Source organism: Streptomyces sp. NPDC046727, assembly GCF_040645635.1.
Taxonomy (GTDB): Bacteria; Actinomycetota; Actinomycetes; order Streptomycetales; family Streptomycetaceae; genus Streptomyces.
On sequence record NZ_JBEYYR010000003.1, the window covers coordinates 55,234 to 81,858 of the forward strand.

Genomic DNA, 26,625 nt, shown 5'->3' on the forward strand with positions numbered 1-26,625 from the left:
CCGTACTCTGGGGCCCATGCAGACCTCGGCGGGCCGGCAGGACCGGCACCAGTACCCCGCCCACTGGGAGGCGGACGTGGTGCTGCGCGACGGTGGCACCGCGCGCGTCAGGCCCATCACCGTTGATGACGCCGACCGCCTGGTCAGTTTCTACGAGCAGGTCTCGGACGAGTCGAAGTACTACCGCTTCTTCGCGCCGTACCCACGACTCTCCGCCAAGGACGTCCACCGCTTCACGCACCACGACTTTGTGGACCGGGTGGGACTCGCGGCCACGATCGGCGGCGAGTTCATCGCCACCGTACGCTATGACCGCATCGGCGCCGACGGCATGCCCGCCTCAGCGCCCGCCGACGAGGCCGAGGTCGCCTTCCTCGTCCAGGACGCCCACCAGGGCCGCGGGGTCGCCTCCGCCCTCCTGGAGCACATCGCGGCCGTCGCGCGCGAGCGCGGGATCCGGCGCTTCGCCGCCGAGGTGCTCCCCGCCAACAACAAGATGATCAAGGTGTTCACGGACGCCGGCTACACCCAGAAGCGCAGCTTCGAGGACGGCGTCGTCCGCCTGGAGTTCGACCTCGAACCCACCGACCGCTCCGTCGCCGTGCAGCGCGCGCGGGAGCAGCGCGCCGAGGGCCGTTCGGTACGGCGGCTCCTCGCGCCCGGCTCCGTCGCGGTCGTCGGCGTCGGCCGGGCCCCCGGCGGGGTGGGCCGCAGCATCCTGGGCAACATCCGCGACGCCGGCTACCCCGGCCGCCTGCACGCCGTCAACAAGGCGTTCCCGGAGGACCTCAAGGAGGTCGACGGGGTGCCCGCGTACCGCTCGGTGCGGGACATCGACGGGCATGTGGACCTCGCCGTCGTCGCCGTACCGGCCGAGCACGTGCCCGGGGTGGTCGCCGAGTGCGGGGAGCACGGCGTCCAGGGGCTGGTCGTGCTCTCCGCCGGATACGCCGAGAGCGGGCCCGAGGGACGCGAGCGGCAGCGGGCCCTCGTCCGGGCCGCACGCGCGTACGGCATGCGGATCATCGGCCCGAACGCCTTCGGTGTCATCAACACCGCGCCGGACGTCCGGCTGAACGCCTCGCTCGCCCCCGAGCCGCCCCGCCCCGGCCGCATCGGACTGTTCGCCCAGTCCGGCGCCATCGGCATCGCCCTGCTGTCCCGGCTGCACCGGCGCGGGGGAGGGGTCACGGGGGTCACCGGCGTGTCCACCTTCGTGTCCGCCGGCAACCGCGCCGACGTCTCGGGCAACGACGTCCTGCAGTACTGGTACGACGACCCCGAGACCGACGTCGTCCTCATGTACCTGGAGTCCATCGGCAACCCCCGCAAGTTCACCCGCCTCGCCCGGCGCACGGCGGCGGCGAAGCCGCTGGTGGTGGTCCAGGGGACCGGTGCGGCACCCCAGGGGCACGCGGTACGGGCCACCCGGCTGCCGCACGCCACCGTCTCCGCGCTGCTCCGCCAGGCCGGCGTGATCCGGGTCGACACGATCACCGAGCTGGTCGACGCCGGGCTGCTGCTCGCGCGTCAGCCGCTGCCCGCGGGGCCGCGCGTGGCCATCCTCGGCAACTCGGAGTCGCTGGGCGTCCTGACGTACGACCGGTGTCTCGCCGAGGGGCTGCGGCCGGCGCGGCCGGTCGACCTGACGACCGGGGCGACGGCGGAGGACTTCCACCGGGCACTCGCCGCCGCGCTGGCCGACGGCACGAACGACGCCGTCGTCGTCACGGCGATCCCCGCGATCGGCGAGGGGTCGCCGGGGGACGCGGAGCTGGCGGAGGCGCTGCGGTCGGCCGCCGCCGCGGTGCCGGGCAAGCCGGTGCTGGTGGTGCACGTGGAGCTCGGGGGGCTGGCGGAGGCGCTGTCGGCCGCGGCCAGTACCGCACCGTGGGCCACCGGCAGGGCGTCCGACACCGCGGCGGCGGCCGGCACGGCCGAGCCCCCCGCGCGGACCTCCCCGCCCGAGGGCACCCACCTCATCCCCGCCTACCCCGCCGCCGAACGCGCCGTCCGGGCTCTGTCGGAAGCCGTGAAGTACGGCCAGTGGCAGCGGGAGGCGGCCGACCCCGGGAAGGTGCCGGACTACGACGACATCGACGAGAAGGGGGCCGCGCGGCTGATCGAGGGGCTGCTGGCGCGCGGGGAAGGGCTCACCATCTCCGCCGACGAGACCTGTGAGCTGCTCGGGAAGTACGGCATCCACGTCCGCCGGGCGCTTTCCGCGCTCACCCCGGACGCCGCCGCCGAAGCCGCCCGCGCCCTCGGCTACCCGGTGGCCCTCAAGGCCACGGCCCCGCACCTCAGGCACCGCGCCGACCTGGGCGGCGTACGCCTGGACCTCGCGGACGAGGAGCAACTGCTGAGGTCGTACGCCGAGTTGACCGAGCTGTTCGGGCCGCCGGAGGAGCTGCGCCCGGTGGTGCAGGCGATGGCACCGAGGGGTGTCGACACCGTCGTCCGCGCGGTGATCGACCCGGCGGCCGGCGCCGTGCTGTCCTTCGGCCTGGCCGGAGCCGCCTCGCAGCTGCTCGGGGACATGGCCCACCGGCTGGTCCCCGTCACGGACCGGGAGGCGAGCTCGCTGGTGCGGTCGATCCGCACCGCGCCGCTGCTGTTCGGCTGGCGCGGCTCCACGCCCGTCGACACCCCCGCGCTGGAGGAGCTGCTGCTGCGGGTGTCCCGGCTGGTCGACGATCACCCGGAGGTGGTCGCGGTCACCCTGGAGCCGGTCGTCGTCGCCCCGCACGGTGTGAGCGTCCTCGGCGCCACCGTACGGCTCGCGCCCCCGCCCGCCCGCGACGACCTAGGCCCGCGCACGCTGCCGGCCTACTGACCAGGGGAGGGGGCCACGTGGAGATCGCCGGACACCGGCTGTTCCAGGACCCCGTCCTCCGTGCGCCCGGGCCGGTCCCACGGCGTCCGCGCCCCGGCGCCGGGCCCGCCCCGAGTACCCGCGACTGGCCCGGACCGCCCCCGCCCACGGATTAGGATGGACGCCATGGCCAAGACCAGTACGACGACCCAGGGGCTGCGCGCGGCGATCGAGCGCAGCGGCTACTACCCGGCCCTCGTGGCCGAGGCGGTGGAGGCCGCTGTGGGCGGCGAGCCCATCCGGTCGTACCTGGTCCACCAGGAGACCACGTTCGACCAGAACGAGGTGCGCCGGCACGTTACGGTGCTGGTCCTCACCGGCAACCGCTTCATCGTCAGCCACACCGACGAGCAGGCCGCCGACAGCACCTCCCCGACGCCGTACGCCACCACCTCCACCGAGTCCGTGAAGCTCGACCGGATCTCGTCGGTCGTGGTCAGCCGGGTGGTCGCGAACCCGGAGCAGTACACGCCGGGCACGCCGCCCCGCGAGGTCGTGCTGACCATCGGCTGGGGCGCGGTCAGCCGCATCGACCTGGAGCCCGCCGCCTGCGGCGACCCCAACTGCGACGCCGACCACGGCTACACCGGCAGCTCCACGGCGGACGACCTCAGCCTGCGCGTCAGCGAGGCCGGGGACGGGCCGGAGACGGTGCGCCAGGCGCTCGCCTTCGCGCAGTCCATCTCGGAGGCGACCGCGGACCTCACGCGCTGATGTCCCAGCTCTCCGCCTGGGACCACCCGGAACCCCTCGCCCTCGACTCCGCCCCGCTGCCCGAGTACGGCACCGGCTCCCTGGCCGACCTGCTGCCCACCCTGGCCGCCGGCATGGGCGTCCCCGGCCTGACCGCCACGATCGAGGAACTGACCGCCGCCGACCGGGCCTGTGTCTTCCTGATCGACGGGCTCGGCTGGGAGCAGCTGCGGGCCCACCCGGACGAGGCTCCCTTCCTGACCTCCCTGCTCGGCAGCTCGCGCGGCGGCACCGGACGCCCGCTCACCGCCGGCTACCCGGCGACCACCGCGACCTCCCTGGCCTCCGTGGGCACCGGCCTGCCGCCCGGCGCCCACGGCCTGCCCGGGTACACCGTGCGCAACCCGGCCACCGGCGAGCTGATGAACCAGCTCCGCTGGCAGCCGTACACGGATCCGCGCCCCTGGCAGCCGTACCCCACCGTCTTCCAGCTGGCCCACGAGGCCGGCGTGCACGCCGCCCAGGTGTCCTCGCCCGCCTTCGCGCACACCCCGCTCACCAAGGTGGCGCTCAGCGGCGGCAGCTTCCACGGACGGCTGAGCGGCGAGGAGCGCATGGACCTCGCCGCCGAGCAACTGGCCGCCGGCGACCGCTCGCTGGTGTACACGTACTACGCCGAGCTGGACGGCTCCGGACACCGCTACGGCGTCGCCTCCGACACCTGGCGCGGCCAGCTCATGTACGTCGACCGGCTCGCCCAGCGCCTCGCCGAGCAACTGCCCCCGCGCAGCGCCCTGTACGTCACCGCCGACCACGGCATGGTCGACGTGCCGTTCGACGAGCAGCACCGCATCGACTTCGACGAGGACTGGGAGCTGCGCGCCGGGGTCGCCCTGCTGGGCGGCGAGGGCCGGGCCCGGCACGTGTACGCGGTGCCGGGCGCCGAGAACGACGTCCTGACGGTCTGGCGCGAGGTGCTCGGAGAGCAGTTCTGGGTGGCCTCGCGGGACGAGGCCATCGCGGCCGGCTGGTTCGGGCGGCCAGGCGAATGCGACGAGCGCGTGTACCCGCGGATCGGGGACGTGGTCGCCGCCGCGCACGACGACGTCCTGATCATCGCCTCCGAGCGCGAACCGAAGGAGTCCTCGCTGGTCGGCAACCACGGCTCGATGACTCCGGCGGAACAGCTGGTCCCGCTGCTCGAAGTACGCTCCTGAATCGGCCCCGTCCCGCCCCCTGTCCCGATCACTCACCGAAAGGTGCTCAACTCCTCATGCCCGAGCTGGTGTTCTTCTCCGGAACGATGGACTGCGGGAAGTCGACGCTGGCTCTGCAGATCGAGCACAACCGCTCCGCGCGCGGCCTGGCCGGCATGATCTTCACCCGGGACGACCGGGCGGGCGAGGGCAAGCTGTCCTCCCGGCTGGGCCTGGTCACCGACGCGGTGGAGGTCGAGGACGGCCAGGACCTGTACGCGTACCTCGTGGACCATCTCTCGCAGGGCGGCCGGGCCGACTACGTGATCGCGGACGAGGCACAGTTCCTCGCGCCCGAGCAGATCGACCAGCTCGCGCGCGTGGTGGACGATCTCGGCCTGGACGTGTTCGCCTTCGGGATCACCACCGACTTCCGCTCCAAGCTGTTCCCCGGCTCGCAGCGGCTGGTGGAACTGGCCGACCGGATCGAGGTGCTCCAGGTGGAGGCGCTGTGCTGGTGCGGCGCCCGCGCCACGCACAACGCGCGCACGATAGGCGGCGAGATGGTGGTCGAGGGCGCCCAGGTGGTCGTCGGTGATGTCAACCACTCCGCGGGCGAGGTCGGCTACGAGGTGCTGTGCCGGCGCCACCACCGGCGCCGGATGACCGCCGCGTCGGCCCGCGCGGCGGCCCTGTCCCCGGACGTGCTGCCCGTCCCGCCCGCCTGAGGCCTCAGCTCGGGCTCCGGACCACCGAGAACTCGGCGCCCTCCGGGTCCGCCACCGTCGCCACCCGACCGTGCGGGCTGTCGTGGGCCGGCCTGAGGACCCGGCCGTCCAGCTCGGTGACCTGCCGCAGCGTCGCGTCGACGTCCGCGACCTCGAAGTACGTCTGCCAGTGCGGGCCCCGGTCCCGGGGCAGACCGTGGCCCATGCCGTGCAGCCCGGCCACCTGGCGGCCGGCCAGGCGCAGGGTCACATAGTCGAAGTCGGCGGAGACCACCGGCTCCTCCTCGTAACCGAACACGCTCTTGAAGAACTTGGCGACGCTCTCCGTCTCGAAGGTGAGCAGTTCGTTCCAGACGGGCGTGCCGGGCACACCGGTGATCGCGGTGCCGAGATGCGCGGCGCCCTGCCAGATCCCGAACACCGCCCCGGAGGGGTCGGCGGCGATCGCCAGCCGGCCGGCCTCGGCGGCGTCGAGCGGGCCGACGGCCACCGTGCCGCCGCACAGCCGGACCGCGTCGGCGGTCCGGTCCACATCGTCCGAGGCGAGGTACGGCGTCCAGGCGACCGGCAGCCGGCGGTCCGGCGGCAGCTGGCCCATTCCCGCCACCTCCCGCCCGTCCAGCAGCGCCCGCACATAGGGGCCGAGCTGCTGCGGGCCCGGCCGGAACTCCCAGCCGAACAGCTCGCCGTAGAACTCCTCGATGGCATCCAGCCCGTGCACCATCAGGCTCACCCAGCAGGGTGTGCCGGGCACGCGCCGTGCGTGCGGACCGGCCGACTCCCGTGCCTCGGTCATCGATCACTCTCTCCCCGGCCCCTCGCGGGGGCCGTGTCGCTTCCGCTCCCCGGAAGGGTGTCCACGCCGCTGGCGCGTACGCCCGTGCCGGTGCCCGCATCCTCCGCGGTGCCGTACCGCGCAGCTCGGCTGTATCTCCGAGAGGATGCCCGATCTGCCGTCTTTCGCCGCTTCCTGACGAGGGCCGACGGGTGTCCGTCGGTTGTACAGCACGTGCTCGATCCCATACGCCTCGTGATCGAGCCTGTCCGGCCGAGCAGAGTAGCCGGACCTGGACGCCGCGGCCACCCCTGGCGTATGGATGGACGCCATGACAGTCATCATCACCGCAACCGAACTCGCCGCCGAGCTGACGGGCGGCAACCCGCCCGTGCTGCTGGACGTGCGCTGGCAGCTGAGCCTGGCGAAGGCGGCGGGCGCGCCGGCCTTCGACGGCCGGGCCGCGTACGCGGCCGGGCACATCCCCGGCGCGGTCTTCGTCGACCTGGACCGGGAACTGGCTTCCCCGCCCGGCGGGCACGGCCGGCATCCGCTGCCCGACCTCGGGGAGTTCGGTGCCGCGATGCGCCGCGCGGGCGTGTCGGCGGGCCGGCCGGTCGTCGTGTACGACGGCGGGCACGGCTGGGCGGCCGCGCGCGCGTGGTGGCTGCTGCGCTGGACGGGTCACCCGGATGTGCGGGTGCTCGACGGCGGGTTGCCGTCCTGGCGGGGCGAGCTGTCCACGGAGGTGCCGGCCGTGTCCGAGGGCGACTTCGCGCCGGCGCCGGGGGCCGCGGGGCTGCTGGACGCGGACGCCGCCGCGGCCCTGGCCCGCACGGGCGTGCTGCTGGACGCGCGCGCGGGGGAGCGGTACCGCGGTGAGGTGGAGCCGATCGACCGGGTCGGCGGGCACATTCCGGGCGCGGTGTCCGCGCCGACGACGGAGAACGTGGGCCCCGACGGCCGGTTCCTGCCCGCGGCGGAGCTGAGGGACCGCTTCAAGGCCCTGGGGGTGTCCGAGGACGCCGAGGTGGGCGTGTACTGCGGTTCGGGCGTCTCCGGCGCCCACGAGGTCCTGGCGCTCGCGGTGGCGGGCGTTCCGGCGGCCCTGTACGTCGGTTCCTGGTCCGAGTGGTCCGCGGACCCGTCCCGGCCGGTGGCGGTGGGGGCGGACCCGCAGTAGCGGGGCAGCGGGAAGAGGGGGCACGTACGCGTGCCCCCTCTTCCCTGCCGGTACCTACTCCTGCTTCTTGCGGCGCGTGCCGAACACGATCTCGTCCCAGCTCGGGACGGCGGCACGGCGGCCGGGGCGGACACCGTCGGCCTCGGCCTGCCGGTCGGTCGCGCCGATGAGCCGGTCGCGGTGGCTGCCGACGGAGCGCGGCATGAGGACGTCCGCGTAGGCGGACCCGGCCGAGGCGGCGGGCGCCGGCGGTTCCTCGGCGGCGGGCTCGTCGGTGTCCTCCTCCTCGGGCTCCGCCGGACGCTCCGGGACCACCAGGTCACCGCGGAAACTCGGCACGGCCTCCAGCAGGCTGGTCAGCGAGTCGCGTTCGCCCGTGCTCTCCTCGGCCGGCTCCGACGACTGCGCGGGCAGGCTGGGCCGTTCCCGGTCGGCCCGGTCGAGGGCGCGGTCCATCGAACGCTCGCGCGGCAGCCGGGCGATGCGCGGGACGAACGGGAAGCTGGGCTCCGGCACGGCGAGGTCGTCGGACTCGCCGATCAGCGAGCGCGCCTCGTCGTCCACGGCCTGGACGAGCCGCCGGGGCGGGTCGTACGTCCAGCTCGCCGAGTGCGGTTCGCCCGCGACCCGGTAGACGAGCAGTACCTCCCAGGTGCCGTCGTCGCGGCGCCAGGAGTCCCACTGGATGGTGTCCTTCTCGGCGCCGCGCAGCAACAGCCGCTCCTGCACGGCCTCGCCGAGCAGCGGCCCGGAGTTCTCGCCGGGGCGGCGGACCGGGGTCTTGCGGGCCCGCTCGGCCATGAAGGCGCGCTCGGCCAGCACCGGTCCCTCGAAGCGGCGCACCCGGTCGACGGGGATGCCGGCGAGCTGCGCGACCTCTTCCGCGGTGGCACCGGCGCGTATACGCGCCTGGATGTCACGCGGGCGCAGATGGCTCTCGACCTCGATCTCGATCTGGCCGAGGCGCGGCCGGTCGCCGCGCACGGCGGCGCGCAGCCGTTCGTCGATCGGAAGGGTGTACTCCGTTGCGTCGGCAGCCTTGAGCACCAGCCGTGTGCCGTCATTCGAGACGGCCACGACACGCAGTTCGGGCATGGGGACCTCCCGGGTGGTGCCTGCCGACGTCACGTGCGTCGCTGCTTCCGCTAGTCGAGTGTGGCCTGCCCGGGTGCAGCCTGCCACAACCTTGCCGAGTTGCCCGGCGTGTCGGGCGCGGGCCCGGGGCCGCCGTTATGGCACGGTTACCTGTTCGCAACGCTAAGTGACCAACTCCGTCACCCTGTGCAACTAGCCCCCTCCCGGCGGTCCAGCAAGGCCGCGGGCACCCTGGTGGGAGGCCGGACCCAGGGCTCGCAACAGTACTCCATTTGGACCACGTGCGTGGATTGGCGCGCCGCCCAACTTCTTGCAAGGGCTGCGACTTGGCCCTTCGCAACCGGTTTTGCCGATCATGAACGTGGCGAACTTCACGCAATCGCCAGAAACGGAACTAATGGTTTCGTCCGTACGTCCCCTTCTCGTGCAGTCGGTCGAGCAATGTCGATCAAGTACGGGAAAGGCAGGCAAGTTCCGGGTATGCGTGAGACGCCCGACACGGGTCGGAAGCGGATCGATCTGAGCGTCCCCCAGGTCGCGGGCAGTGCCCTGGCGGCGGTCGTGGCGGCCAAACTGGCTTCGTACTTCGGGGTGTACGGCACGATCCTCGGCGCCGGGGTGGTCAGCGTCGTCGCCACCTGCGGAGGCACGCTGTTCCAGCACTTCTTCAAGCGGACGGGGGAGCAACTCCGCGAGAAGGGCGCGGTGACGGCCCGGCCGAAGGAACCGCCGAGGGATCAAGTTCCCCCGGCGCCCGGTGATTTCACCGAGGGCACCGTCTACCGCGCGCGTGTGAGGAGCCGGCGCGGCCCGCTGGTCGCCGCCGCCCTGGTCTTCGGGGTCACCATGGCCGGGATCACCACGTACGAGCTGGTGTCCGGCAGCAGCTTCAGCGGCGGTACGGGCACGACGGTCAGCGACGCGGTCGGCGGCCGGGGCCCGTCCGGCGGCAAGTCCGATGACACACCGGCCCCTTCGCACACACCGCCCCCGGAGCCCACGCCGTCCACCGGCGGCGGTACGACCCCCGGAACACCCCCGGCGCCCGGCGGCTCCCCGAGCGCGAAGCCGAGCGAGGACCGGAGCGAGGGCCGGGGCGAGGAGCCGAGCGGCGACCCGGCCGCCCCGACGCCCACGCCCAGCGCGCCCAGCGCGTCCGCCGCGACGCCTACGCCCCCAGAACCCTCCGCAAGTAGTCGTTCTGGAACAGCCGATCCGGGTCGAGACGATCCCGCAGCGCGGTGAACTCGCCGAACCGCGGGTACACGCGCGCGAAGTACTCCGCGTCCCGCGTGTGCACCTTGCCCCAGTGCGGACGCCCCTCGTGCGCGGTGAGGATGCGCTCGGCGGCGGTGAAGTACGCCTGGTACGGCGTGCCCCGGAACATGTGCACGGCGATGTAGGCGCTGTCCCGGCCGGAGGCGGTGGACAGGGTGATGTCGTCGGCCGGGGCCGTGCGCACCTCGACCGGGAAGCTGACCCGCAGGCCCGAGCGGTCGACCATGGCCCGCAGTTCGCGCAGCGTCTCCACCAGGGCCGCGCGCGGGACGGCGTACTCCATCTCCACGAAGCGCACCCGGCGCGGCGAGGTGAAGACCTTGTAGGGGATGTCCGTGTACGACCGCGCGGACAGGGCCTTGCTGGAGATCCGGGCCATCGCGGGGATCGTCGCCGGGACGGCGCGGCCCGCCCACTGGACCGCCTGGAAAACTCCGTTGGAGAGGAACTCGTCCTCGAACCAGCCGGCCAGCTGCCCCACCGGCTGCTCGGGCCCGGCGCTGCGGTTGTTGCGCTTGGTGTTGGTGCTGCCGGTGTGCGGGAACCAGTAGAACTCGAAGTGCTCGTTCTCGGCCCACAGCTCGTCGAACTCGGCGAGGACCCGCTCCAGGGGCATCGGTTCCTCGCGCGCGGTGAGCAGGAAGAGCGGTTCCACGGCGAACGTGATCGCGGTGACGATGCCCAGGGCGCCGAGGCCGATGCGGGCGGCGGCGAAGACGTCGGGGTTCTCCTTCTCGGAGCAGGTGAGCACCGAGCCGTCGGCCGTGACGAGTTCGAGTCCCCTGATCTGGGCGGCGATGGAGCCGGACTCGCGGCCCGTGCCGTGCGTGCCGGTGCTGGTGGCTCCGGAGACGGTCTGCTCCATGATGTCGCCCATGTTGGTGAGCGAGAGACCCTCGCGCGCGAGAGCGGCATTGAGTCTCTTGAGTGGGGTGCCCGCCTCCACCGTGACCGTCATGGACTCCCGGTCAATGTCGCGTATGCCGGTCAACAGTTGAGGGCGTATCAACACACCGTCGGTGGCGGCGATCGAGGTGAAGGAGTGCCCGGTCCCGACGGCCTTCACCTTCAGGCCGTCCTCCCGGGCCCGGCGCACGGCCGCGGCCAGCTCCTCCACCGAGGCAGGTGCGACCTGCCGCGCGGGCCGGGCCGAGACATTGCCGCCCCAGTTACGCCAGGTGCCGTTCTTCCCGCTCGCTGTGCTGCTCAACGGTGCCTCCCCGACCCGCGGCCGGCCTGCGCAGCCGGCGGTACCCCAGGAAACCGACCGCGACCGCGACGGCCCCGGACACCGCCGGAACCCCGTACCCGGCCCGCGCCCCGGCTGCGTCGATCACCCAGCCGGCCGCCGACGAGCCGAGCGCGACACCGACCGCGAGGCCGGTGCTCACCCAGGTCATGCCCTCGGTGAGCTGCGCGCGAGGTACGTGCTCTTCGATGAGGGACATCGTCGTGATCATCGTCGGCGCGATGGACAGCCCCGCAACGAACAGCGCCACGGCCAGAAGCAGCAAGTTTCCGACCAGTAGGAGGGGGATCATACTCACGGCCATCGCCGCCACGCCCAGCAGCCAGCGGCGTTCCGGCGCCCCGCCGAAGCGCAGCAGCCCGAAGATCACGCCCGCGACACAGGAACCGGCCGCGTACAGCGCCAGGACCACGCTCGCGGCGCCCTTGTGGCCGCGCTCGTCGGCGAAGGCGACGGTGACCACGTCCACGGCTCCGAAGATCGCGCCGGTCGCCGCGAAGGTCGCCACCAGCACCTGGAGCCCTGTCGAGCGCAGCGCGCTGCCGCCGCCGTGCCGCGCGCGCGGGTGCGGCTCCGGCTCGGTGGCGCGCTGGGCGGTCAGCCAGAAGACGCCGGCCGCCAGGAAGCAGGCGGCCAGCAGGGGGCCCGCCTCCGGGAACCAGGCGGTGGACAGGCCGATGGAGATGATCGGCCCGAAGATGAAGCAGACCTCGTCCACGACCGACTCGAACGAGTAGGCGGTGTGCAGCTTGGGCGTGCCCCGGTACAGCGCCGCCCAGCGGGCCCGGATCATCGCGCCGAGACTCGGCACCGAGCCGATCCCGGCCGCGCACACGAACAGCACCCAGTCCGGCCAGCGGAAGTGGGCGGCGATCAGCAGCCCGGCCGCCGCGGTCAGGGCCACCAGGGACGCGGGGCGCAGCACCCGGCGCTGCCCGTGCTGGTCGACCAGCCGGGATATCCGGGGCCCGAGCGCGGCGGCGGCCAGCGCCATGGTGGCCGACAGGGCGCCCGCGAGGCCGTACCGCCCGGTGAGCTGGGAGATCATCGTGACCACGCCGATGCCCATCATCGACAGCGGCATCCGGCCGAGGAATCCCGCGGCGGAGAAGGCCTTGGTGCCGGGCTCGGCGAACAGGGCTCTGTAGGGGCTGGGCACGCGGGTCTCCGTAAGGCGTGAAGCAGGGGACAACAGCTTACGGGTTAGGTCACCCTAAGTCTCTCGGTTTGTTCGGCGGGAACATATCCCGGCAAACCGCTCCAACCCGACTCTTCACCCCGCTGTTTCCTCGCTGTCAGTGCCGGGTGGGAGGATCGACCCATGCCAGACGCGCTCGATGCCACCCCGTACGACGCCCTGCTCCTGCTCTCCTTCGGTGGCCCCGAAGGCCCGGACGACGTGGTCCCGTTCCTGGAGAACGTCACGCGCGGGCGCGGCATCCCGAAGGAACGCCTCAAGGAAGTCGGGCAGCACTACTTCCTCTTCGGCGGGGTCAGCCCCATCAACGACCAGAACCGCGCCCTGCTGGACGCCCTGCGCAAGGACTTCGCCGAACACGGCCTGGACCTGCCGGTCTACTGGGGCAACCGCAACTGGGCGCCGTACCTGACGGACACCCTGCGCGAGATGGTCGCCGACGGCCGCCGCCGCATCCTGGTCCTCGCCACCAGCGCCTACGCCTCGTACTCGGGCTGCCGGCAGTACCGCGAGAACCTCGCCGACGCGCTGGCCGCCCTGGAGGCCGAGGGCCTGGAGCTGCCGAAGATCGACAAGCTGCGGCACTACTTCAACCACCCCGGCTTCGTCGAACCCATGATCGACGGTGTGCTGCGCTCCCTCGCCGACCTCCCCGAGGACGTCCGCGCGGGCGCCCACATCGCCTTCACCACCCACTCCATCCCGACCTCCGCCGCCGACACCTCCGGCCCCGTCGAGGTCCACGGCGAGGGCGGTGCCTACGTCGAGCAGCACCTGGACGTGGCCCAGCTGATCGCCGACGCCGTCCGCGAGCGGACCGGGATCGACCACCCCTGGCGGCTCGTCTACCAGTCCCGCTCCGGCGCCCCGCACATCCCGTGGCTGGAGCCCGACATCTGCGACCACCTGGAGGAGCGGCACGCCGCCGGCGTCCCGGCCGTGGTCATGGCCCCCATCGGCTTCGTCTCCGACCACATGGAGGTCCTCTACGACCTCGACACCGAGGCGAAGGCCAAGGCCGAGGAGCTGGGCCTGCCGGTGCGCCGCTCGGCCACCGTGGGCGCCGACCCCCGGTTCGCCGCGGCCGTCCGGGAGCTGATCCTGGAGCGCGCCGCCGTCGAGAGCGGGCGGGAGGTCACGCCGTGCGCCCTGGGCGCCCTCGGCCCGAGCCACCAGCTCTGCCCGGTCGGCTGCTGCCCGGCCCGTGCCCCCCGCCCGGCCGCCGCGGGCGCCGACAGCCCCTACGCGTGAGGAGACCCGTGACCGACGCCCTGCACCGGGACCTGCTCGCCCTGGCCCAGGAGGCCGCCCGCCGCGCCGGCGAGCTGCTCCGGGACGGCCGCCCGGCCGACCTGGCCGTGGCGAAGACCAAGTCCAGCCCCATCGACGTCGTCACCGAGATGGACATCGCGGCGGAGAAGCTGATCACCGATCTGATCTCCGGGCAGCGCCCCGACGACGGCTTCCTCGGCGAGGAGGGGGCCTCCGTCGAGGGCACGAGCGGCATCCGCTGGGTGATCGACCCGCTGGACGGCACCGTCAACTACCTGTACGGCCTGCCGACCTGGTCGGTCTCCATCGCGGCCGAGCGGGACGGCGAGACCGTCGTCGGGGTCGTCGCGGCGCCGATGCGTGGCGAGACCTACCACGCCGTGCGCGGCGGCGGCGCCTGGGCCACCGGCGCGTGGGAGGGCGAGCGGGCGCTCGCCTGCCGGCCGGCGCCCCCGCTGGACCAGGCGCTGGTCTCCACCGGCTTCAACTACGTCACCGAGGTCCGCGCCCACCAGGCCGAGATCGCCGGCCGGCTCATCCCGCTGCTGAGGGACATCCGGCGCGGCGGCTCGGCGGCGGTCGACCTGTGCGACGTGGCCTGCGGCCGGCTCGACGGGTACTACGAGCGCGGTCTGAACGCGTGGGACTTCGCGGCGGGGGACCTGATCGCCCGGGAGGCGGGCGCCCTGGTCGGTGGACGGCCCGGTGAGCGTCCGTCGCGGGATCTGACCGTCGCGGGTACGCCGGGCGTGTTCGAGCCCCTCCAGCGGCTGCTGGAGGACTTCGGGGCCTGGCACGACTGACCGGGTCACCGGCAGCCGCACGCAAAGGGACCCCGGCGCTGGATTCGCCGGGGTCCCCTCTTGCGCTGTCGGGCCGATCAGACGCGTGACGCGCCGACCTCCACACCGTGTTCGGCGGCGAGGCGTCGCAGGTCGTCGAGCTCTGCCTGCTCCACCTCGGCGAGGAAGTCGTCGCCCTCGTCACGAGCCCGCGACAGGTCGGACTCGGTCGCCCTTATGCGCTGCAGAAGTCCTGCGGTGAAAGCGTCCATGCTGCGCCCCCTCGTCCTGGGTCGTGGGTCGGTGGCACGGGGGTGTGCCGTATGGAAGGGGCGATCACGTCTCTCGCGGGTGCCCAGCGCTGCCCTGCTGGGCGGCGACGGTGCCGGACGCCCACGCCCGCTCTGCGGAGCGGATGGCGGAGTACCGCATGGTGCTGCGGCACATGCAGAGCGTGATCGCGGGGTGTAAAGCCGTCCTCCCCCCGCACCCTTCCGTGGAAACCTCAACAGGAGGAGAAATTCTCGTATTCCCGCCCGGGGATCCCCGTCCCTGCGGTCCTGACCTCGCCTTACAGCCGACTTATGGCCGAAAAGGGCAGGATGGGGGTCACACCCCACACAGGCCCCCTGCCCGCGCGCGCCCACGGCGCGTACGCGGGCGGACACAGGAAGGACAAGCGACGTGCGCGTACTCGTCGTCGAGGACGAGCAACTGCTCGCCGATGCGGTGGCCACCGGACTGCGCCGGGAGGCCATGGCCGTCGACGTCGTGTACGACGGTGCGGCCGCCCTGGAGCGCATCGGCGTCAACGACTACGACGTGGTCGTCCTCGACCGCGACCTCCCGCTCGTGCACGGCGACGACGTCTGCCGCAGGATCGTCGAGCTGGGCATGCCCACGCGCGTGCTGATGCTCACCGCGTCCGGCGACGTCAGCGACCGTGTCGAGGGCCTGGAGATCGGCGCCGACGACTACCTGCCCAAGCCGTTCGCGTTCAGTGAGCTGATCGCGCGCGTGCGCGCCCTCGGACGGCGGACGAGCGTGCCGCTGCCGCCGGTCCTGGAGCGCGCCGGCATCAAGCTCGACCCCAACCGCCGCGAGGTCTTCCGCGACGGCAAGGAGGTGCAGCTGGCACCCAAGGAGTTCGCGGTGCTGGAGGTGCTGATGCGCAGCGAGGGCGCGGTCGTCTCGGCCGAGCAGCTGCTGGAGAAGGCCTGGGACGAGAACACCGACCCGTTCACCAACGTGGTGCGCGTGACGGTGATGACGCTGCGCCGCAAGCTGGGCGAGCCGCCGGTCATCGTCACCGTGCCCGGCTCCGGCTACCGGATCTGATCCCCGTGGCCGCGACACCCGCGCCGCCCCAGGCGCCACCGAAGCCCACCTGGGACCCCAGGAGGCCGCAGCCCCCCTTCCCGTGGCTGCGCCCGACCATCCGCATACGGCTGACGCTGCTGTACGGCGGCATGTTCCTGATCGCCGGCATCCTGCTGCTGTCGATCATCTACCTGCTCGCCGCCCAGGCGATCAGCACCGGCAACCAGCCGCTGTTCAAGATCGTCAGCGGCACGAACATCAAGGTCACCAGCGACAACTGTCCCGCGATCACCGCGTTCAACTCCAACCCGGTGCCGCTGTCGGACTTCAACGCCGTCATCGCCCACTGCGTGGACCAGCAGCGCCAGGCGGCCCTGGACGACCTGCTCAGCCGCTCCCTGCTGGCCCTGCTGGGCCTCGCCGTGATCGCCTTCGCGTTCGGCTACGCGATGGCCGGCCGCGTGCTGTCCCCGCTCGGCCGGATCACCCGCACCGCCCGTCAGGTGGCCGGCTCGGACCTGTCCCGCCGGATCGAGCTGGACGGCCCGGACGACGAGCTGAAGGAGCTGGCGGACACCTTCGACGACATGCTGGAGCGCCTGCAGCGGGCCTTCACCGCCCAGCAGCGCTTCGTGGGCAACGCCTCGCACGAGCTGCGCACCCCGCTCGCGATCAACCGCACGCTCCTCGAAGTGCATCTGTCGGATCCGAACGCGCCGGTGGAACTGCAGCAGCTCGGCAAGACCCTGCTCGCCACCAACGAGCGCAGCGAACAGCTGGTCGAGGGGTTGCTGCTGCTCGCCCGCAGTGACAACCAGATCGTCGAGCGGGGGCCGGTCGACCTGGCCGAGGTCGCCACGCAGGCCGTCGACCAGGTGCACGCCGAGGCGGAGGCCAAGGGCGTGACCATCCGCGGCACGCGCAAGCCGGCCGTGGTGCAGGGCAACGGCGTGCTGCTGGAGCGGATCGCGCTGAACCTGGTGCAGAACGCGGTGCGGTACAACGTGGCCGAGGAGGGCTGGGTCGAGGTGGACACCGAGGTCCAGCACGGGCAGGCGGTGCTGACCGTGTCGAACACCGGACCGGTGGTGCCGGCGTACGAGATCGACAACCTCTTCGAGCCGTTCCGGCGGCTCCGCACCGAGCGCACCGGCAGCGACAAGGGAGTGGGCCTCGGCCTGTCCATCGTCCGGTCCGTGGCCCGGGCACACGGCGGTCACATCCTGGCCCAGCCCCGGGAGGGCGGTGGTCTGGTGATGCGTGTCACCCTGCCGCTGTGACCAGAATCCGACACACGCGGACCCTGTTCGCTGTACGCGGAATTTTTCTACCGCCGGATGGGCTTGTTCCTGTGTGATCGATCACATGGGCGGATTTCCGGCCATGTACGCACGGTGATCATGACAGAAGGTGGAAAGCCGGGAAAGTCCTGGTTTTCAGGGCTCTTGATCACGGGAAGTACACGGTGAGGCGCCTTTGAGGTGCGGCATTCGAACCGTGTACGGTCCTCACCGCCATCCAAGCCGATCACTCTTGAGGGGTCGGGTTGGGTGTCGATTGAGTAACAGACCTTGATGTGAGGCAAAATCTCCGCCTCAGGTCGGGCACAAGTCCGGCCTCTCACGCGTTACGTGCGCTGGAGACACCGCAGACACCCAGAGGGGGAGAGCGATATGGCAACCGATTACGACACTCCACGCAAGACCGACGACGACGTCGACTCGGACAGCCTCGAAGAGCTGAAGGCCAGGCGGAACGACAAGTCCACCTCGTCGGTGGACGTCGACGAGTTCGAGGCCGCCGAAGGCCTGGAACTGCCCGGTGCGGACCTCTCGAACGAGGAGCTGGCCGTCCGGGTGCTGCCGAAGCAGCAGGACGAGTTCACGTGCATGAGCTGCTTCCTGGTGCACCACCGCAGCCAGCTGGCCCGGGAGAAGAACGGTCAGCCGATCTGCCGCGACTGCGACTGAGGAGGGGTCGGCCGTGACTGGCTCGACCTCTCCCCGGAAGCGCCGCTTCCCCCTACGGAAAGCGGACCAAGGGCCGATCGACGGCCCGCACGGCGCGCGTGACGACGAGCGGGGCTCACCCGGAGCGGGAGCCTCGCTCGGACCGGCGGCAGACCGGCCTGACCTGCCGGCGCCGGTACGGCACCCCGCGCCCGTCGCGCGGCGCCGGGCAGTGGTGATCCGCGACAAGGCCCGGGACCTGGCCCGGGAAGGCGCCCGCAGGGGCGGCAGCCGGGCCCGCGCGGGGCTGGCCTACCTCGCGGACCGGATCATCGAGATCGCCCCGCGTATCCCCGTACGCGACCTCGCGACCCTGCGCGGGCAGTTCCCCGGCCTCGGGCCCGAGGAACTCGCCGACAAGCTGGTGGCGGGCGCCGCGGCCGGCACCTCGACCGTCGGTGCCGGGATCGGGGCGGCGGCGATGCTGCCGGTGCCGCCCGCCATGCCGACCGAGCTGGCCGCGGAGATCACCGGCGTCGCCGCGATCGAGCTGAAGCTCATCGCCGAACTGCACGAGGTCTACGGCGTCCGCCCGCCGGGCAACGTCAAGGCCCGCAGCACCGCGTATCTGTCCTCCTGGTCGGGGGAGCGCGGGATCGACGTGATGAAGCCGTCGACGTACGACACGGCCCTCGGCGGCCGGATGAAGCGCGAACTGCGCCAGCAGATCATGAAGCGGATGGTCCGCGACCTGCCCAACCTGATGCCGTTCATGGTCGGCGCCGCGGTCGGGGCCGTCATGAATCGCCGGGACACCAAGAAACTCGCGGCCCGCATCCGGGCGGATCTGCGCAAGATCCAGGTGCCCTGGGACGAGCTGCCCGAGCTGCCGCCGCTGGAGAAGCCGGCGGAACCGCTGAGACTGGGCGATCTGCCCGACGAGCTCTAGACGAGATCTAGGCGTCCGCCGTCCGCGCCGCCTCGATCGCCGCTGCCAGCTTCTCCGGCTCCCGCGTCGACAGGTACAGGTACGGCGTCGGGTCCTGCGGGTCCGTGACCTCCACGCGCAGCGCCGTGGGGATGTAGGCGCGCAGCAGCAGGAAGGCGCGGGTGTCGGCCTTGTACGTCCGCCAGGCGCGGGCCTCCTCCGCGTCCATGACCTCCGCCGTGCCCAGCGCCGACACCGGGATCTTCGCCTCGCCCGCGATCAGGCTGTCGCCCACGACCCGGATGCGCGGCGAGCCGTACGCGCTGGCCACCACCGCCGCGGCGGCCGTACCGCCGACCAGCCCGCCGAGCAGCGGCAGGGTGCCGAACGGGAGCAGGATCAGGGCGCACGAGACACCCGCCAGGAAGCTGATCAGCCACCACGAGCGGGGGGCGGTGAGGCGTTCTTCGTAGGGGGCGGTGGAGGGCTGCATGGGGCCAAGCTTGGCACGGGATCCGCAGAGGGCAGCCATCAGGGGCGGTCCGGTTCGAAGCGCTGCCAGGCGGGGCGGTGATGGGTGACGGGTGGGCGGGTAAGGTCTGCGGCTGTGAGTGGTAGTTCCGCAGCTCTTCAGCCCCCCGCCGACGCGGTGAAACCGGTACGGCACCCCGACGCGCCCGCGCCCGGGGAGCTTCTGGGTGCCCACTACGAACACTGTTTCGGGTGTGGCCCCGGACAGTCGCACGGACTGCACCTGGAGGCCCGTGCCGGCGAGGGCGTCTCGCTGACCGCCGAGTTCACCGTGCAGCCCGCCCACCAGGGCGCCCCGGGCCTCGCGCACGGCGGAGTGCTCGCCACGGCCCTGGACGAGACCCTGGGCTCGCTCAACTGGCTGCTGCGGACCATCGCCGTCACCGGACGCCTGGAGACGGACTTCGTGCGGCCCGTGCCCGTCGGCACCACGCTGTACCTGGAGGCCGAGGTCACCGCCGTCGCCGGGCGGAAGATCTACTCCACCGCCACCGGGCGCATCGGCGGCCCCGACGGTCCGGTCGCCGTCCGCGCCGACGCCCTCTTCATCGAGGTGAAGGTGGACCACTTCATCGACCACGGCCGCAGGGAGGAGATCCAGGCGGCCATGAGTGACCCGGACCAGATCCGGCGCACCCGTGCCTTCGAGGTGAACCCGTGAGCCGTAGCCCCCTCGACGTACTGATCCGGCGCGTCGACCCCGACGTACCGCTTCCGGAGTACGAGCACCCCGGGGACGCCGGAGCCGATCTGCGCACCACCGAGGCGTGCGAGCTGAAGCCCGGTGAGCGGGCCGTACTGCCCACGGGGGTGTCGATCGCCCTCCCGGACGGGTACGCGGCCTTCGTGCATCCGCGTTCCGGCCTCGCCGCCCGCTGCGGTGTCGCCCTCGTGAATGCCCCGGGGACGGTTGATGCCGGGTACCGTGGGGAGATCAAGGTGATCGTGGTGAATCTCGACCCGCGCGAGAGCGTGCGGTTCGAGCGCTTCGACCGGATTGCCCAACTGGTCGTCCAGCAGGTCGAGAGGGTCCGCTTCCAGGAGGTCGCGGAACTTCCCGGCTCGGCGCGGGCCGAAGGGGGCTTCGGGTCCACCGGTGGCCATGCCGCGGTGGGCGGCGAGAGCGGCACAAGCGGTCAGGCCGCCGAGGGCGGTCCGACGGGTGGGAATCGATACGCTTCGGTCGTATCCGACCGGGAAGGACAGTGACGTGTTCGGACGTCGCAAGAAGAAGGGTGCCGCCGAGGACGCGGCCGGCGAGGCCGAGCAGGTCGTCGACAGCGTCGACACCGAGGCGGACGAGGAGGAGGCCGGGCGTGAGCGCGTCCGGCTGGAGCCCGAGCCGCGGCCCGACGGGCCGTGGGACAGCCACGAGGTGCGCGACCCGGCCGAGGGCCGCGTGGACCTCGGCGGTCTGTTCGTGCCGGGCGTCGACGGCATGGAACTGCGGGTCGAGGTCGCCGGTGACGCCATCGTCGCCGCGACCGTCGTGCTGCGGGACAGCGCCATCCAGCTGCAGGCGTTCGCCGCGCCCAAGCGTGAGGGCATCTGGGGCGAGGTCCGCGAGGAGATCGCGTCCGGCATCACCCAGCAGGGTGGCATCGTCGACGAGGTCGAGGGCCCGCTCGGCTGGGAGCTGCGCGCCCAGGTGCCGGTGCAGCTGCCGGACGGCACCGGCGGCTTCCAGGTCGTACGGTTCGTCGGCGTGGACGGCCCGCGCTGGTTCCTGCGCGGTGTGATCTCCGGCCAGGGCGCGGTGCAGCCGCAGGCCGCCGGGCTGCTGGAGCAGATCTTCCGGGACACGGTCGTGGTCCGCGGCGAGGGCCCGATGGCTCCGCGCGACCCGATCGTCCTCAAGCTGCCCAACGACGCGCAGATGGTCCCCGAAGGGGTTCAGCAGGAGGAGGGCTCGCGCTTCTCCGGGGGGATGGGGCAGTTGCAGCGGGGTCCGGAGATCACGGAAGTCCGCTGACGGCTTCAGCCGCGACACACGGGCCGTGCCCCTTGAGGGTGCGGCCCGTTTTTGCGGGGGCGCCCCTTTCGGGGCGCTGTCCTGACCGGTGATACTGGCGCCCGGTCGATGGGGGAGGCGGACATGACACAGGTGGTCACCGACACCATGGTGCGGGTCGCGGACGTGCACAAGTCCTACGGGCGGGGCGCCGCCGCCGTGCATGCCCTGCGCGGGGTGTCCTTCGAGGTGCCGCGCGGTGAACTCGTCGCCCTGAAAGGGCGCTCCGGCTCCGGCAAGACCACGCTGCTGAACATCGTCGGCGGGCTGGACATGCCCGATCAGGGGCGTGTCGAGGTCGAAGGGCGGGATCTCGCGCAGCTCGGCGAGAGCGAGCTGCTGCGGCTGCGCCGGGACCGGATCGGCTTCGTCTTCCAGTCCTTCGGGCTCATCCCGATCCTCAGCGCCGCCGAGAACGTCGGCGTACCGCTGCGGCTGCGCCGCGCCGACCCGCGTGAGCGCGAGGAGCGGGTCGAGCTGCTGCTCGCCCTCGTGGGGCTCGCCGGGCACGCGGCCCAGCGCCCCGGCGAGCTGTCCGGCGGCCAGCAGCAGCGGGTCGCCATCGCCCGCGCGCTCGCCAACCGGCCGGCCCTGCTCGTCGCCGACGAGCCCACCGGCCAGCTCGACGCCGAGACGGGGCACGCCGTGATGGAGCTGTTGCGGGCCGTCGTCCACAGCGAGCAGGTCACCGCCCTGGTCGCCACCCACGACGCGACCCTGCTGGACCTGGCCGACCGGGTGCTGGAGCTGCGCGACGGGGAGATCATCGAGCACTGAGCACCTGTTCACCGGGCGGCTCATCAGGGTTGCGTCAAAGTTGCCCGCTGCCCGCCCCCCTGTCCCGTTTGCCGTGATTGTTGGCCGTAAGGTCGACGCTGCGTAGGCAGCAGGCACGGGAAGACAATAGGGACCATGGCACGTGGCAAGCTTCGGATCTACCTCGGTGCGGCACCGGGCGTGGGCAAGACGTACGCCATGCTCGCCGAGGCGCACCGCCGTATCGAGCGGGGCACCGACTGCGTGGTCGGGTTCGTGGAGCATCATGCCCGGCCGCGCACCGAGGTGATGCTGCACGGCCTGGAGCAGGTGCCGCGCAGAGAGCTGGTGTACCGGGGCGCCGCCTTCGGCGAGATGGACGTGGACGCCGTCCTGCGCCGCGCCCCCGCCGTCGCCCTCGTGGACGAGCTGGCCCACACCAACGTCCCCGGCTCCCGCAACGCCAAGCGCTGGCAGGACGTCGAGGAACTGCTGGCGGCCGGCATCGACGTCGTCTCCACCGTCAACATCCAGCACCTGGAGTCACTCGGCGACGTCGTGGAGTCGATCACCGGGGTGCGCCAGCGCGAGACCGTCCCCGACGAGATCGTCCGCCGGGCCGACCAGATCGAGCTGGTCGACATGTCCCCGCAGGCCCTGCGCCGCCGCATGGCGCACGGCAACATCTACCAGCCGGACAAGGTCGACGCGGCCCTGTCCAACTACTTCCGGCCCGGCAACCTCACCGCCCTGCGCGAGCTGGCGCTGCTGTGGGTGGCCGACCGGGTCGACGAATACCTGAACGAGTACCGCAGCGAACACCGGGTCTCGAAGATATGGGGCTCGCGGGAGCGGATCGTGGTGGGCCTGACCGGCGGCCCCGAGGGGCGCACCCTCATCCGCCGGGCCGCCCGGCTCGCCGAGAAGGGCGCCGGCGGCGAGGTCCTCGCCGTGTACATCGCCCGCAGCGACGGGCTGACCTCGGCCTCCCCGAAGGAACTGGCCGTCCAGCGCACCCTCGTCGAGGACCTCGGCGGCACCTTCCACCATGTCGTCGGCGACGACATCCCGGCGGCCCTGCTCGACTTCGCACGCGGGGTGAACGCCACCCAGATCGTGCTCGGCTCCTCGCGCCGCAAGGCCTGGCAGTACGTCTTCGGGCCCGGCGTCGGCGCCACGGTGGCCCGGGACTCCGGCCCCGACCTGGACGTGCACATCGTCACCCACGAGGAGGTCGCCAAGGGCCGCGGACTGCCCGTGGCCCGTGGCGCCCGGCTCGGGCGGGCCCGGATCGTCTCCGGCTGGGCGGTCGGCCTGGCCGGCCCCGCGATCCTCGCGGTGCTGCTGAACACCGTCGACCTCGGCCTCGCCAACGACATGCTGCTGTTCCTGGCCGTCACCGTCGCCGCGGCCCTGCTCGGCGGCCTGCTGCCCGCGCTGGCCTCGGCGGCCTTCGGCTCGCTGCTGCTGAACTACTTCTACACCCCGCCGCTGCACCGGCTGACGATCGCCGACCCCAAGAACATGGTCGCCATCGCGATCTTCTTCGGGGTCGGCATGTCGGTCGCCTCGGTGGTCGACCTCGCCGCCCGGCGCACCCACCAGGCCGCCCGGCTGCGCGCCGAGTCCGAGATCCTCTCCTTCCTCGCCGGGAACGTGCTGCGCGGCGAGACCGGCCTGGAGGAGCTGCTGGAGCGGGTCCGCGAGACCTTCGCCATGGAGTCGGCCGCCCTGCTGGAACGCGCGAGCGACGTCGCGCCCTGGACCTGCGCGGGCCGCGCCGGCTTCGGGCCGCCGCTGGAGCGCCCCGAGGACGCCGACGTCGACATGCCCGTCGGCGACCACATGGCGCTCGCGCTCACCGGCCGGGTGCTGCCCGCGGCGGACCGCCGGGTGCTCGCCGCGTTCGCCGCCCAGGCCGCCGTCGTGCTCGACCGCAGGCGGCTGCGGGAGGAGGCCGACCGGGCCCGTGCGCTCGCCGAGGGCAACCGCATCCGCACCGCCCTGCTGGCCGCCGTCAGTCACGACCTGCGCACCCCGCTGGCCGGCATCAAGGCCGCCGTGTCGTCCCTGCGCTCCGACGACGTGGCCTGGTCCGAGGAGGACCAGGCGGAGCTGCTGAAGGGCATCGAGGAGGGCGCCGACCGGCTCGACCACCTCGTGGGCAACCTCCTGGACATGTCCCGCCTGCAGACCGGTACGGTCACGCCGCTGATCCGCGAGATCGACGTCGACGAGGTCGTACCGATGGCTCTCGGCGGCGTGCCCGAGGGCAGCGTCGAGCTGGACGTGCCCGAGACGCTGCCGATGGTCGGCGTGGACCCCGGGCTGCTGGAGCGTTCGGTGGCCAACCTGGTGGAGAACGCCGTCAAGTACAGCCCGCCCGGCAAGCGCGTCCTGGTCTCGGCGAGCGCCATCGCCGACCGGGTGGAGGTGCGCGTGGTGGACCGGGGCCCGGGCGTGCCGGACGAGGCCAAGGACCGGATCTTCGCGCCCTTCCAGCGGTACGGTGACGCTCCGCGCGGTGCCGGTGTCGGGCTCGGCCTCGCCGTCGCCCGGGGCTTCGCCGAGGCCATGGACGGCACCCTCAACGCCGAGGACACGCCGGGCGGCGGGCTCACCATGGTGCTCAGCCTCCGCGCGGCCCGATCGCACCCCGAGGCCGTCCCCGCGGGGGCGGGCGCCGCGGAGACCCCCGGCGGACCGGGTATCGCAGAACCCCCTGGCGGGGCAGCAGGCATCGCAGAACCGGAAAGGCAGGCCCTATGACCCGGGTGCTCGTGGTCGACGACGAGCCGCAGATCGTGCGCGCCCTCGTGATCAACCTCAAGGCGCGCAAGTACGAGGTCGACGCCGCCGCCGACGGCAGGACCGCACTCGAACTCGCCGCCTCCCGCCACCCCGACGTGGTCGTCCTCGACCTGGGCCTGCCCGACATGGACGGCGTCGAGGTGATCAAGGGCCTGCGCGGCTGGACCCGGGTGCCGATCCTGGTCCTCTCCGCCCGCCACTCCTCCGACGAGAAGGTCGAGGCGCTGGACGCGGGCGCCGACGACTACGTGACCAAGCCGTTCGGCATGGACGAGCTGCTGGCCCGGCTGCGGGCCGCGGTCCGCCGGGCCGAGCCGGTCGGGCCGGGCGAGGACGACCTGACGACCGTCGAGACCGAGGGCTTCACCGTCGATCTCGCCGCCAAGAAGGTCAACCGAGGCGGCAAGGACGTCCGGCTCACCCCGACCGAGTGGCACTTGCTGGAGGTGCTGGTCCGCAACACCGGCCGGCTGGTCAGCCAGAAGCAGCTGCTGCAGGAGGTCTGGGGACCGTCGTACGGCACCGAGACCAACTATCTGCGGGTGTACATGGCGCAGCTGCGGCGGAAGCTGGAAGCGGACCCGTCGCAGCCGAAACACTTCGTGACGGAGCCGGGGATGGGCTACCGGTTCGAGAAGTGAGCGGGCTTACAGCCCTGTCGGCGGTCCCCGGTACGCTTCAGATATGACTGCTGTTCCTCGTTCCGAAAAGCCGGCCGGCCGGTTCCGGCGCATGCTCGACCGGCTCTCCTCGTCGCAGGAGGACCTGGAGTCCGAGGAGCTGCGCGAAGACGCCGAGACAGCGGGCTGTACGAAGATCGGCGACTGTCACGACCGGCAGATCGTCACCGTAACTGGTACCTTGCGCACGGTCACCCTGCGCCCGCGTGCCGGAGTCCCGGCCCTGGAGGCCGAGCTGTTCGACGGCTCCGCCGCGCTGGACGTGGTGTGGCTCGGCAGGCGTTCCATCGTGGGCATAGAACCGGGGCGCAAGCTGATCGCATCGGGCCGGATCTCGATGAGCCGGGGCCGCCGGGTGCTGTTCAACCCGAAATACGAACTGCGACCCCTCGGACGGGAGTAGCCGGTGACGTCCCTCGACAAGCCGACCGAAGACACCGACCAGACTCAGCCCGGCGACGCCCGCGCGATGACCGAGGCCGCGCTGTTCGAGGCGTTCGGCGGTGTCCGCGGCATGGTCGAGACCGTCGTGCCGGGCCTGCTCTTCGTCGCGATCTTCACGGTCCGGAAGGACCTGCACCTGTCCGCGATCGCCGCGCTGGCCGTGTCGCTGGTCCTGGTCGCGGTCCGGCTGGTCAAGAAGGACACCGTCAAGCACGCCTTCAGCGGGGTCTTCGGCGTGGCGTTCGGTGTCGTGTTCGCGATGTTCACCGGAAACGCCAAGGACTTCTACCTCCCCGGCATGCTCTACACGCTGGGCCTGGCGCTGGCGTACATCATCACGACCCTCGCCGGGGTGCCCCTGATCGGCCTGATCCTGGGCCCGGTCTTCAAGGAGAACCTCTCCTGGCGCACCCGCAACCCCGGCCGCAAGAAGGCGTACGCCAAGGCCAGCTGGGCCTGGGGCCTGATCCTGCTCGCCAAGTGCGCGATCCTCTTCCCGCTGTACTGGTGGGCCGACACCACCCAGCTCGGCTGGGTCCTGGTCGCCCTGAAGATCCCGCCGTTCCTGCTCGCGGTCTGGCTGACCTGGGTCTTCCTGGCGAAGGCGCCCGCGCCGATCGACGTGTTCGCGGAGATGGAGGCGGAGGAGAAGGCTGCGGAGGCCGCGGCCGCGGAGGCGGGCAGGCACCGTCGGCAGGGGTGACGTCCCTGGGGGCTCCGCCCCCGGACCCCCGGCCCCTGCGGGCTCGGATCCACATGCGGAAGGGCGCCCTTGGCATCAAGGGCGCGACCAACGGGCGCCCCGCTCTGATGTTCCAGGAGCACGCCCTGTTCCCGTGGCTGACCGCGGGCAAGAACATCGAACTCGCCC

26 protein-coding genes and 1 pseudogene are annotated in these 26,625 nt (G+C 72.4%); 21 read left to right on the forward strand and 6 right to left on the reverse strand.

Annotated features, from left to right (window positions below; all coding sequences use genetic code 11):
* Window positions 1-16 precede the first annotated feature (16 nt).
* The 4 genes from ABZ937_RS04325 to ABZ937_RS04340 all read left to right on the forward strand — a co-directional run bounded on the left by ABZ937_RS04325 (window position 17) and on the right by ABZ937_RS04340 (window position 5,492).
* Entirely contained in the window at window positions 17-2,836 is a 2,820-nt protein-coding gene (locus ABZ937_RS04325; RefSeq protein WP_361685523.1) for a GNAT family N-acetyltransferase, read from the forward strand.
* A gap of 156 nt (window positions 2,837-2,992) precedes the next feature.
* A complete protein-coding gene (locus tag ABZ937_RS04330; protein WP_361685525.1) occupies window positions 2,993-3,589 on the forward strand; it encodes a DUF5998 family protein in 597 nt (198 codons plus the stop codon).
* A complete protein-coding gene (locus ABZ937_RS04335) occupies window positions 3,589-4,785 on the forward strand; it encodes a nucleotide pyrophosphatase/phosphodiesterase family protein (protein ID WP_361685527.1) in 1,197 nt (398 codons plus the stop codon). Before ABZ937_RS04330 ends, ABZ937_RS04335 begins: the two co-directional genes overlap by 1 nt.
* A gap of 56 nt (window positions 4,786-4,841) precedes the next feature.
* Window positions 4,842-5,492, forward strand: coding sequence for a thymidine kinase (locus ABZ937_RS04340; RefSeq protein WP_361685529.1), 651 nt, complete (start codon window positions 4,842-4,844; stop codon window positions 5,490-5,492).
* Window positions 5,493-5,496: 4 nt separating this feature from the next.
* Here the strand turns inward: ABZ937_RS04340 and ABZ937_RS04345 are convergent, their stop codons facing one another.
* Window positions 5,497-6,288 (reverse strand): VOC family protein, encoded by a 792-nt coding sequence (locus ABZ937_RS04345; RefSeq protein WP_361685531.1) that lies wholly within the window; start codon window positions 6,286-6,288, stop codon window positions 5,497-5,499.
* A 310-nt stretch (window positions 6,289-6,598) separates the two neighbouring features.
* Here ABZ937_RS04345 and ABZ937_RS04350 point away from each other — a divergent pair, with 310 nt between their 5' ends.
* On the forward strand, window positions 6,599-7,450 hold the full coding sequence (locus tag ABZ937_RS04350) for a sulfurtransferase (protein WP_361685533.1): 852 nt from the start codon (window positions 6,599-6,601) through the stop codon (window positions 7,448-7,450).
* Window positions 7,451-7,504: 54 nt separating this feature from the next.
* Here ABZ937_RS04350 and sepH read toward each other — a convergent pair whose 3' ends face one another.
* Window positions 7,505-8,545, reverse strand: coding sequence for a septation protein SepH (gene sepH / locus ABZ937_RS04355; RefSeq protein WP_361685535.1), 1,041 nt, complete (start codon window positions 8,543-8,545; stop codon window positions 7,505-7,507).
* Between the two features lie 480 nt (window positions 8,546-9,025).
* Here sepH and ABZ937_RS04360 point away from each other — a divergent pair, with 480 nt between their 5' ends.
* Window positions 9,026-9,790, forward strand: a complete 765-nt coding sequence (locus ABZ937_RS04360) for a hypothetical protein (RefSeq protein ID WP_361685537.1) — start codon at window positions 9,026-9,028, stop codon at window positions 9,788-9,790.
* Here ABZ937_RS04360 and ABZ937_RS04365 read toward each other — a convergent pair.
* Together ABZ937_RS04365 and ABZ937_RS04370 are read right to left on the reverse strand one after the other, a co-directional pair.
* Window positions 9,714-11,033: a D-arabinono-1,4-lactone oxidase gene (locus ABZ937_RS04365; protein WP_361685539.1), complete on the reverse strand. Its 1,320-nt coding sequence runs from the start codon at window positions 11,031-11,033 to the stop codon at window positions 9,714-9,716. The two genes, ABZ937_RS04360 and ABZ937_RS04365, sit on opposite strands and share 77 nt — an antisense overlap.
* Window positions 10,993-12,231 (reverse strand): MFS transporter, encoded by a 1,239-nt coding sequence (locus ABZ937_RS04370; protein ID WP_361685541.1) that lies wholly within the window; start codon window positions 12,229-12,231, stop codon window positions 10,993-10,995. Before ABZ937_RS04370 ends, ABZ937_RS04365 begins: the two co-directional genes overlap by 41 nt.
* A 162-nt stretch (window positions 12,232-12,393) precedes the next feature.
* Between ABZ937_RS04370 and ABZ937_RS04375 the strand changes: the two genes are divergently transcribed.
* Together ABZ937_RS04375 and ABZ937_RS04380 are read left to right on the forward strand one after the other, a co-directional pair.
* The gene (locus ABZ937_RS04375) at window positions 12,394-13,521 is read left to right on the forward strand and encodes a ferrochelatase (protein ID WP_361685543.1); all 1,128 of its coding nucleotides are present in this window, start codon (window positions 12,394-12,396) and stop codon (window positions 13,519-13,521) included.
* Window positions 13,522-13,529: 8 nt separating this feature from the next.
* Window positions 13,530-14,345 (forward strand): inositol monophosphatase family protein, encoded by an 816-nt coding sequence (locus tag ABZ937_RS04380; RefSeq protein ID WP_361685545.1) that lies wholly within the window; start codon window positions 13,530-13,532, stop codon window positions 14,343-14,345.
* A gap of 77 nt (window positions 14,346-14,422) precedes the next feature.
* Here ABZ937_RS04380 and ABZ937_RS04385 read toward each other — a convergent pair whose 3' ends face one another.
* Window positions 14,423-14,596, reverse strand: coding sequence for a hypothetical protein (locus ABZ937_RS04385; protein ID WP_186581674.1), 174 nt, complete (start codon window positions 14,594-14,596; stop codon window positions 14,423-14,425).
* Window positions 14,597-15,008: 412 nt separating this feature from the next.
* Between ABZ937_RS04385 and ABZ937_RS04390 the strand changes: the two genes are divergently transcribed.
* The 4 genes from ABZ937_RS04390 to ABZ937_RS04405 all read left to right on the forward strand — a co-directional run bounded on the left by ABZ937_RS04390 (window position 15,009) and on the right by ABZ937_RS04405 (window position 18,542).
* Window positions 15,009-15,662 carry a response regulator transcription factor gene (locus tag ABZ937_RS04390; protein ID WP_007387794.1) on the forward strand — a complete coding sequence of 218 codons (654 nt, stop codon included), beginning with the start codon at window positions 15,009-15,011 and terminating at the stop codon, window positions 15,660-15,662.
* A 5-nt stretch (window positions 15,663-15,667) separates the two neighbouring features.
* Window positions 15,668-16,924, forward strand: a complete 1,257-nt coding sequence (locus ABZ937_RS04395) for a HAMP domain-containing sensor histidine kinase (protein ID WP_361685548.1) — start codon at window positions 15,668-15,670, stop codon at window positions 16,922-16,924.
* A gap of 393 nt (window positions 16,925-17,317) precedes the next feature.
* Window positions 17,318-17,614 (forward strand): DUF4193 domain-containing protein, encoded by a 297-nt coding sequence (locus ABZ937_RS04400; protein ID WP_003997302.1) that lies wholly within the window; start codon window positions 17,318-17,320, stop codon window positions 17,612-17,614.
* A 13-nt stretch (window positions 17,615-17,627) separates the two neighbouring features.
* Window positions 17,628-18,542 carry a hypothetical protein gene (locus ABZ937_RS04405; RefSeq protein WP_361685550.1) on the forward strand — a complete coding sequence of 305 codons (915 nt, stop codon included), beginning with the start codon at window positions 17,628-17,630 and terminating at the stop codon, window positions 18,540-18,542.
* 7 nt (window positions 18,543-18,549) lie between these two features.
* Here ABZ937_RS04405 and ABZ937_RS04410 read toward each other — a convergent pair whose 3' ends face one another.
* The gene (locus ABZ937_RS04410) at window positions 18,550-19,014 is read right to left on the reverse strand and encodes a DUF3093 domain-containing protein (protein ID WP_361685552.1); all 465 of its coding nucleotides are present in this window, start codon (window positions 19,012-19,014) and stop codon (window positions 18,550-18,552) included.
* Window positions 19,015-19,128: 114 nt separating this feature from the next.
* Between ABZ937_RS04410 and ABZ937_RS04415 the strand changes: the two genes are divergently transcribed.
* The 9 genes and pseudogenes from ABZ937_RS04415 to ABZ937_RS04455 all read left to right on the forward strand — a co-directional run.
* The gene (locus ABZ937_RS04415; protein ID WP_361685554.1) at window positions 19,129-19,713 is read left to right on the forward strand and encodes a PaaI family thioesterase; all 585 of its coding nucleotides are present in this window, start codon (window positions 19,129-19,131) and stop codon (window positions 19,711-19,713) included.
* Window positions 19,710-20,261, forward strand: a complete 552-nt coding sequence (dut, locus tag ABZ937_RS04420) for a dUTP diphosphatase (RefSeq protein WP_361685556.1) — start codon at window positions 19,710-19,712, stop codon at window positions 20,259-20,261. The genes ABZ937_RS04415 and dut overlap by 4 nt, the downstream gene beginning before the upstream one ends.
* Before the next feature lies 1 nt (window position 20,262).
* Window positions 20,263-21,024 carry a DUF3710 domain-containing protein gene (locus ABZ937_RS04425; protein ID WP_361685558.1) on the forward strand — a complete coding sequence of 254 codons (762 nt, stop codon included), beginning with the start codon at window positions 20,263-20,265 and terminating at the stop codon, window positions 21,022-21,024.
* Between the two features lie 123 nt (window positions 21,025-21,147).
* Entirely contained in the window at window positions 21,148-21,840 is a 693-nt protein-coding gene (locus ABZ937_RS04430) for an ABC transporter ATP-binding protein (RefSeq protein ID WP_361685560.1), read from the forward strand.
* Between the two features lie 135 nt (window positions 21,841-21,975).
* Window positions 21,976-24,588: a sensor histidine kinase KdpD gene (locus tag ABZ937_RS04435; protein WP_361685562.1), complete on the forward strand. Its 2,613-nt coding sequence runs from the start codon at window positions 21,976-21,978 to the stop codon at window positions 24,586-24,588.
* Window positions 24,585-25,271 carry a response regulator gene (locus ABZ937_RS04440; RefSeq protein ID WP_361685564.1) on the forward strand — a complete coding sequence of 229 codons (687 nt, stop codon included), beginning with the start codon at window positions 24,585-24,587 and terminating at the stop codon, window positions 25,269-25,271. The genes ABZ937_RS04435 and ABZ937_RS04440 overlap by 4 nt, the downstream gene beginning before the upstream one ends.
* Before the next feature lie 43 nt (window positions 25,272-25,314).
* Window positions 25,315-25,713, forward strand: a complete 399-nt coding sequence (locus ABZ937_RS04445) for an OB-fold nucleic acid binding domain-containing protein (protein WP_078629620.1) — start codon at window positions 25,315-25,317, stop codon at window positions 25,711-25,713.
* A gap of 3 nt (window positions 25,714-25,716) precedes the next feature.
* The gene (locus ABZ937_RS04450; RefSeq protein ID WP_361685566.1) at window positions 25,717-26,457 is read left to right on the forward strand and encodes a DUF3159 domain-containing protein; all 741 of its coding nucleotides are present in this window, start codon (window positions 25,717-25,719) and stop codon (window positions 26,455-26,457) included.
* 83 nt (window positions 26,458-26,540) lie between these two features.
* Window positions 26,541-26,625, forward strand: a pseudogene (locus ABZ937_RS04455) (ABC transporter ATP-binding protein); the annotation flags it as partial.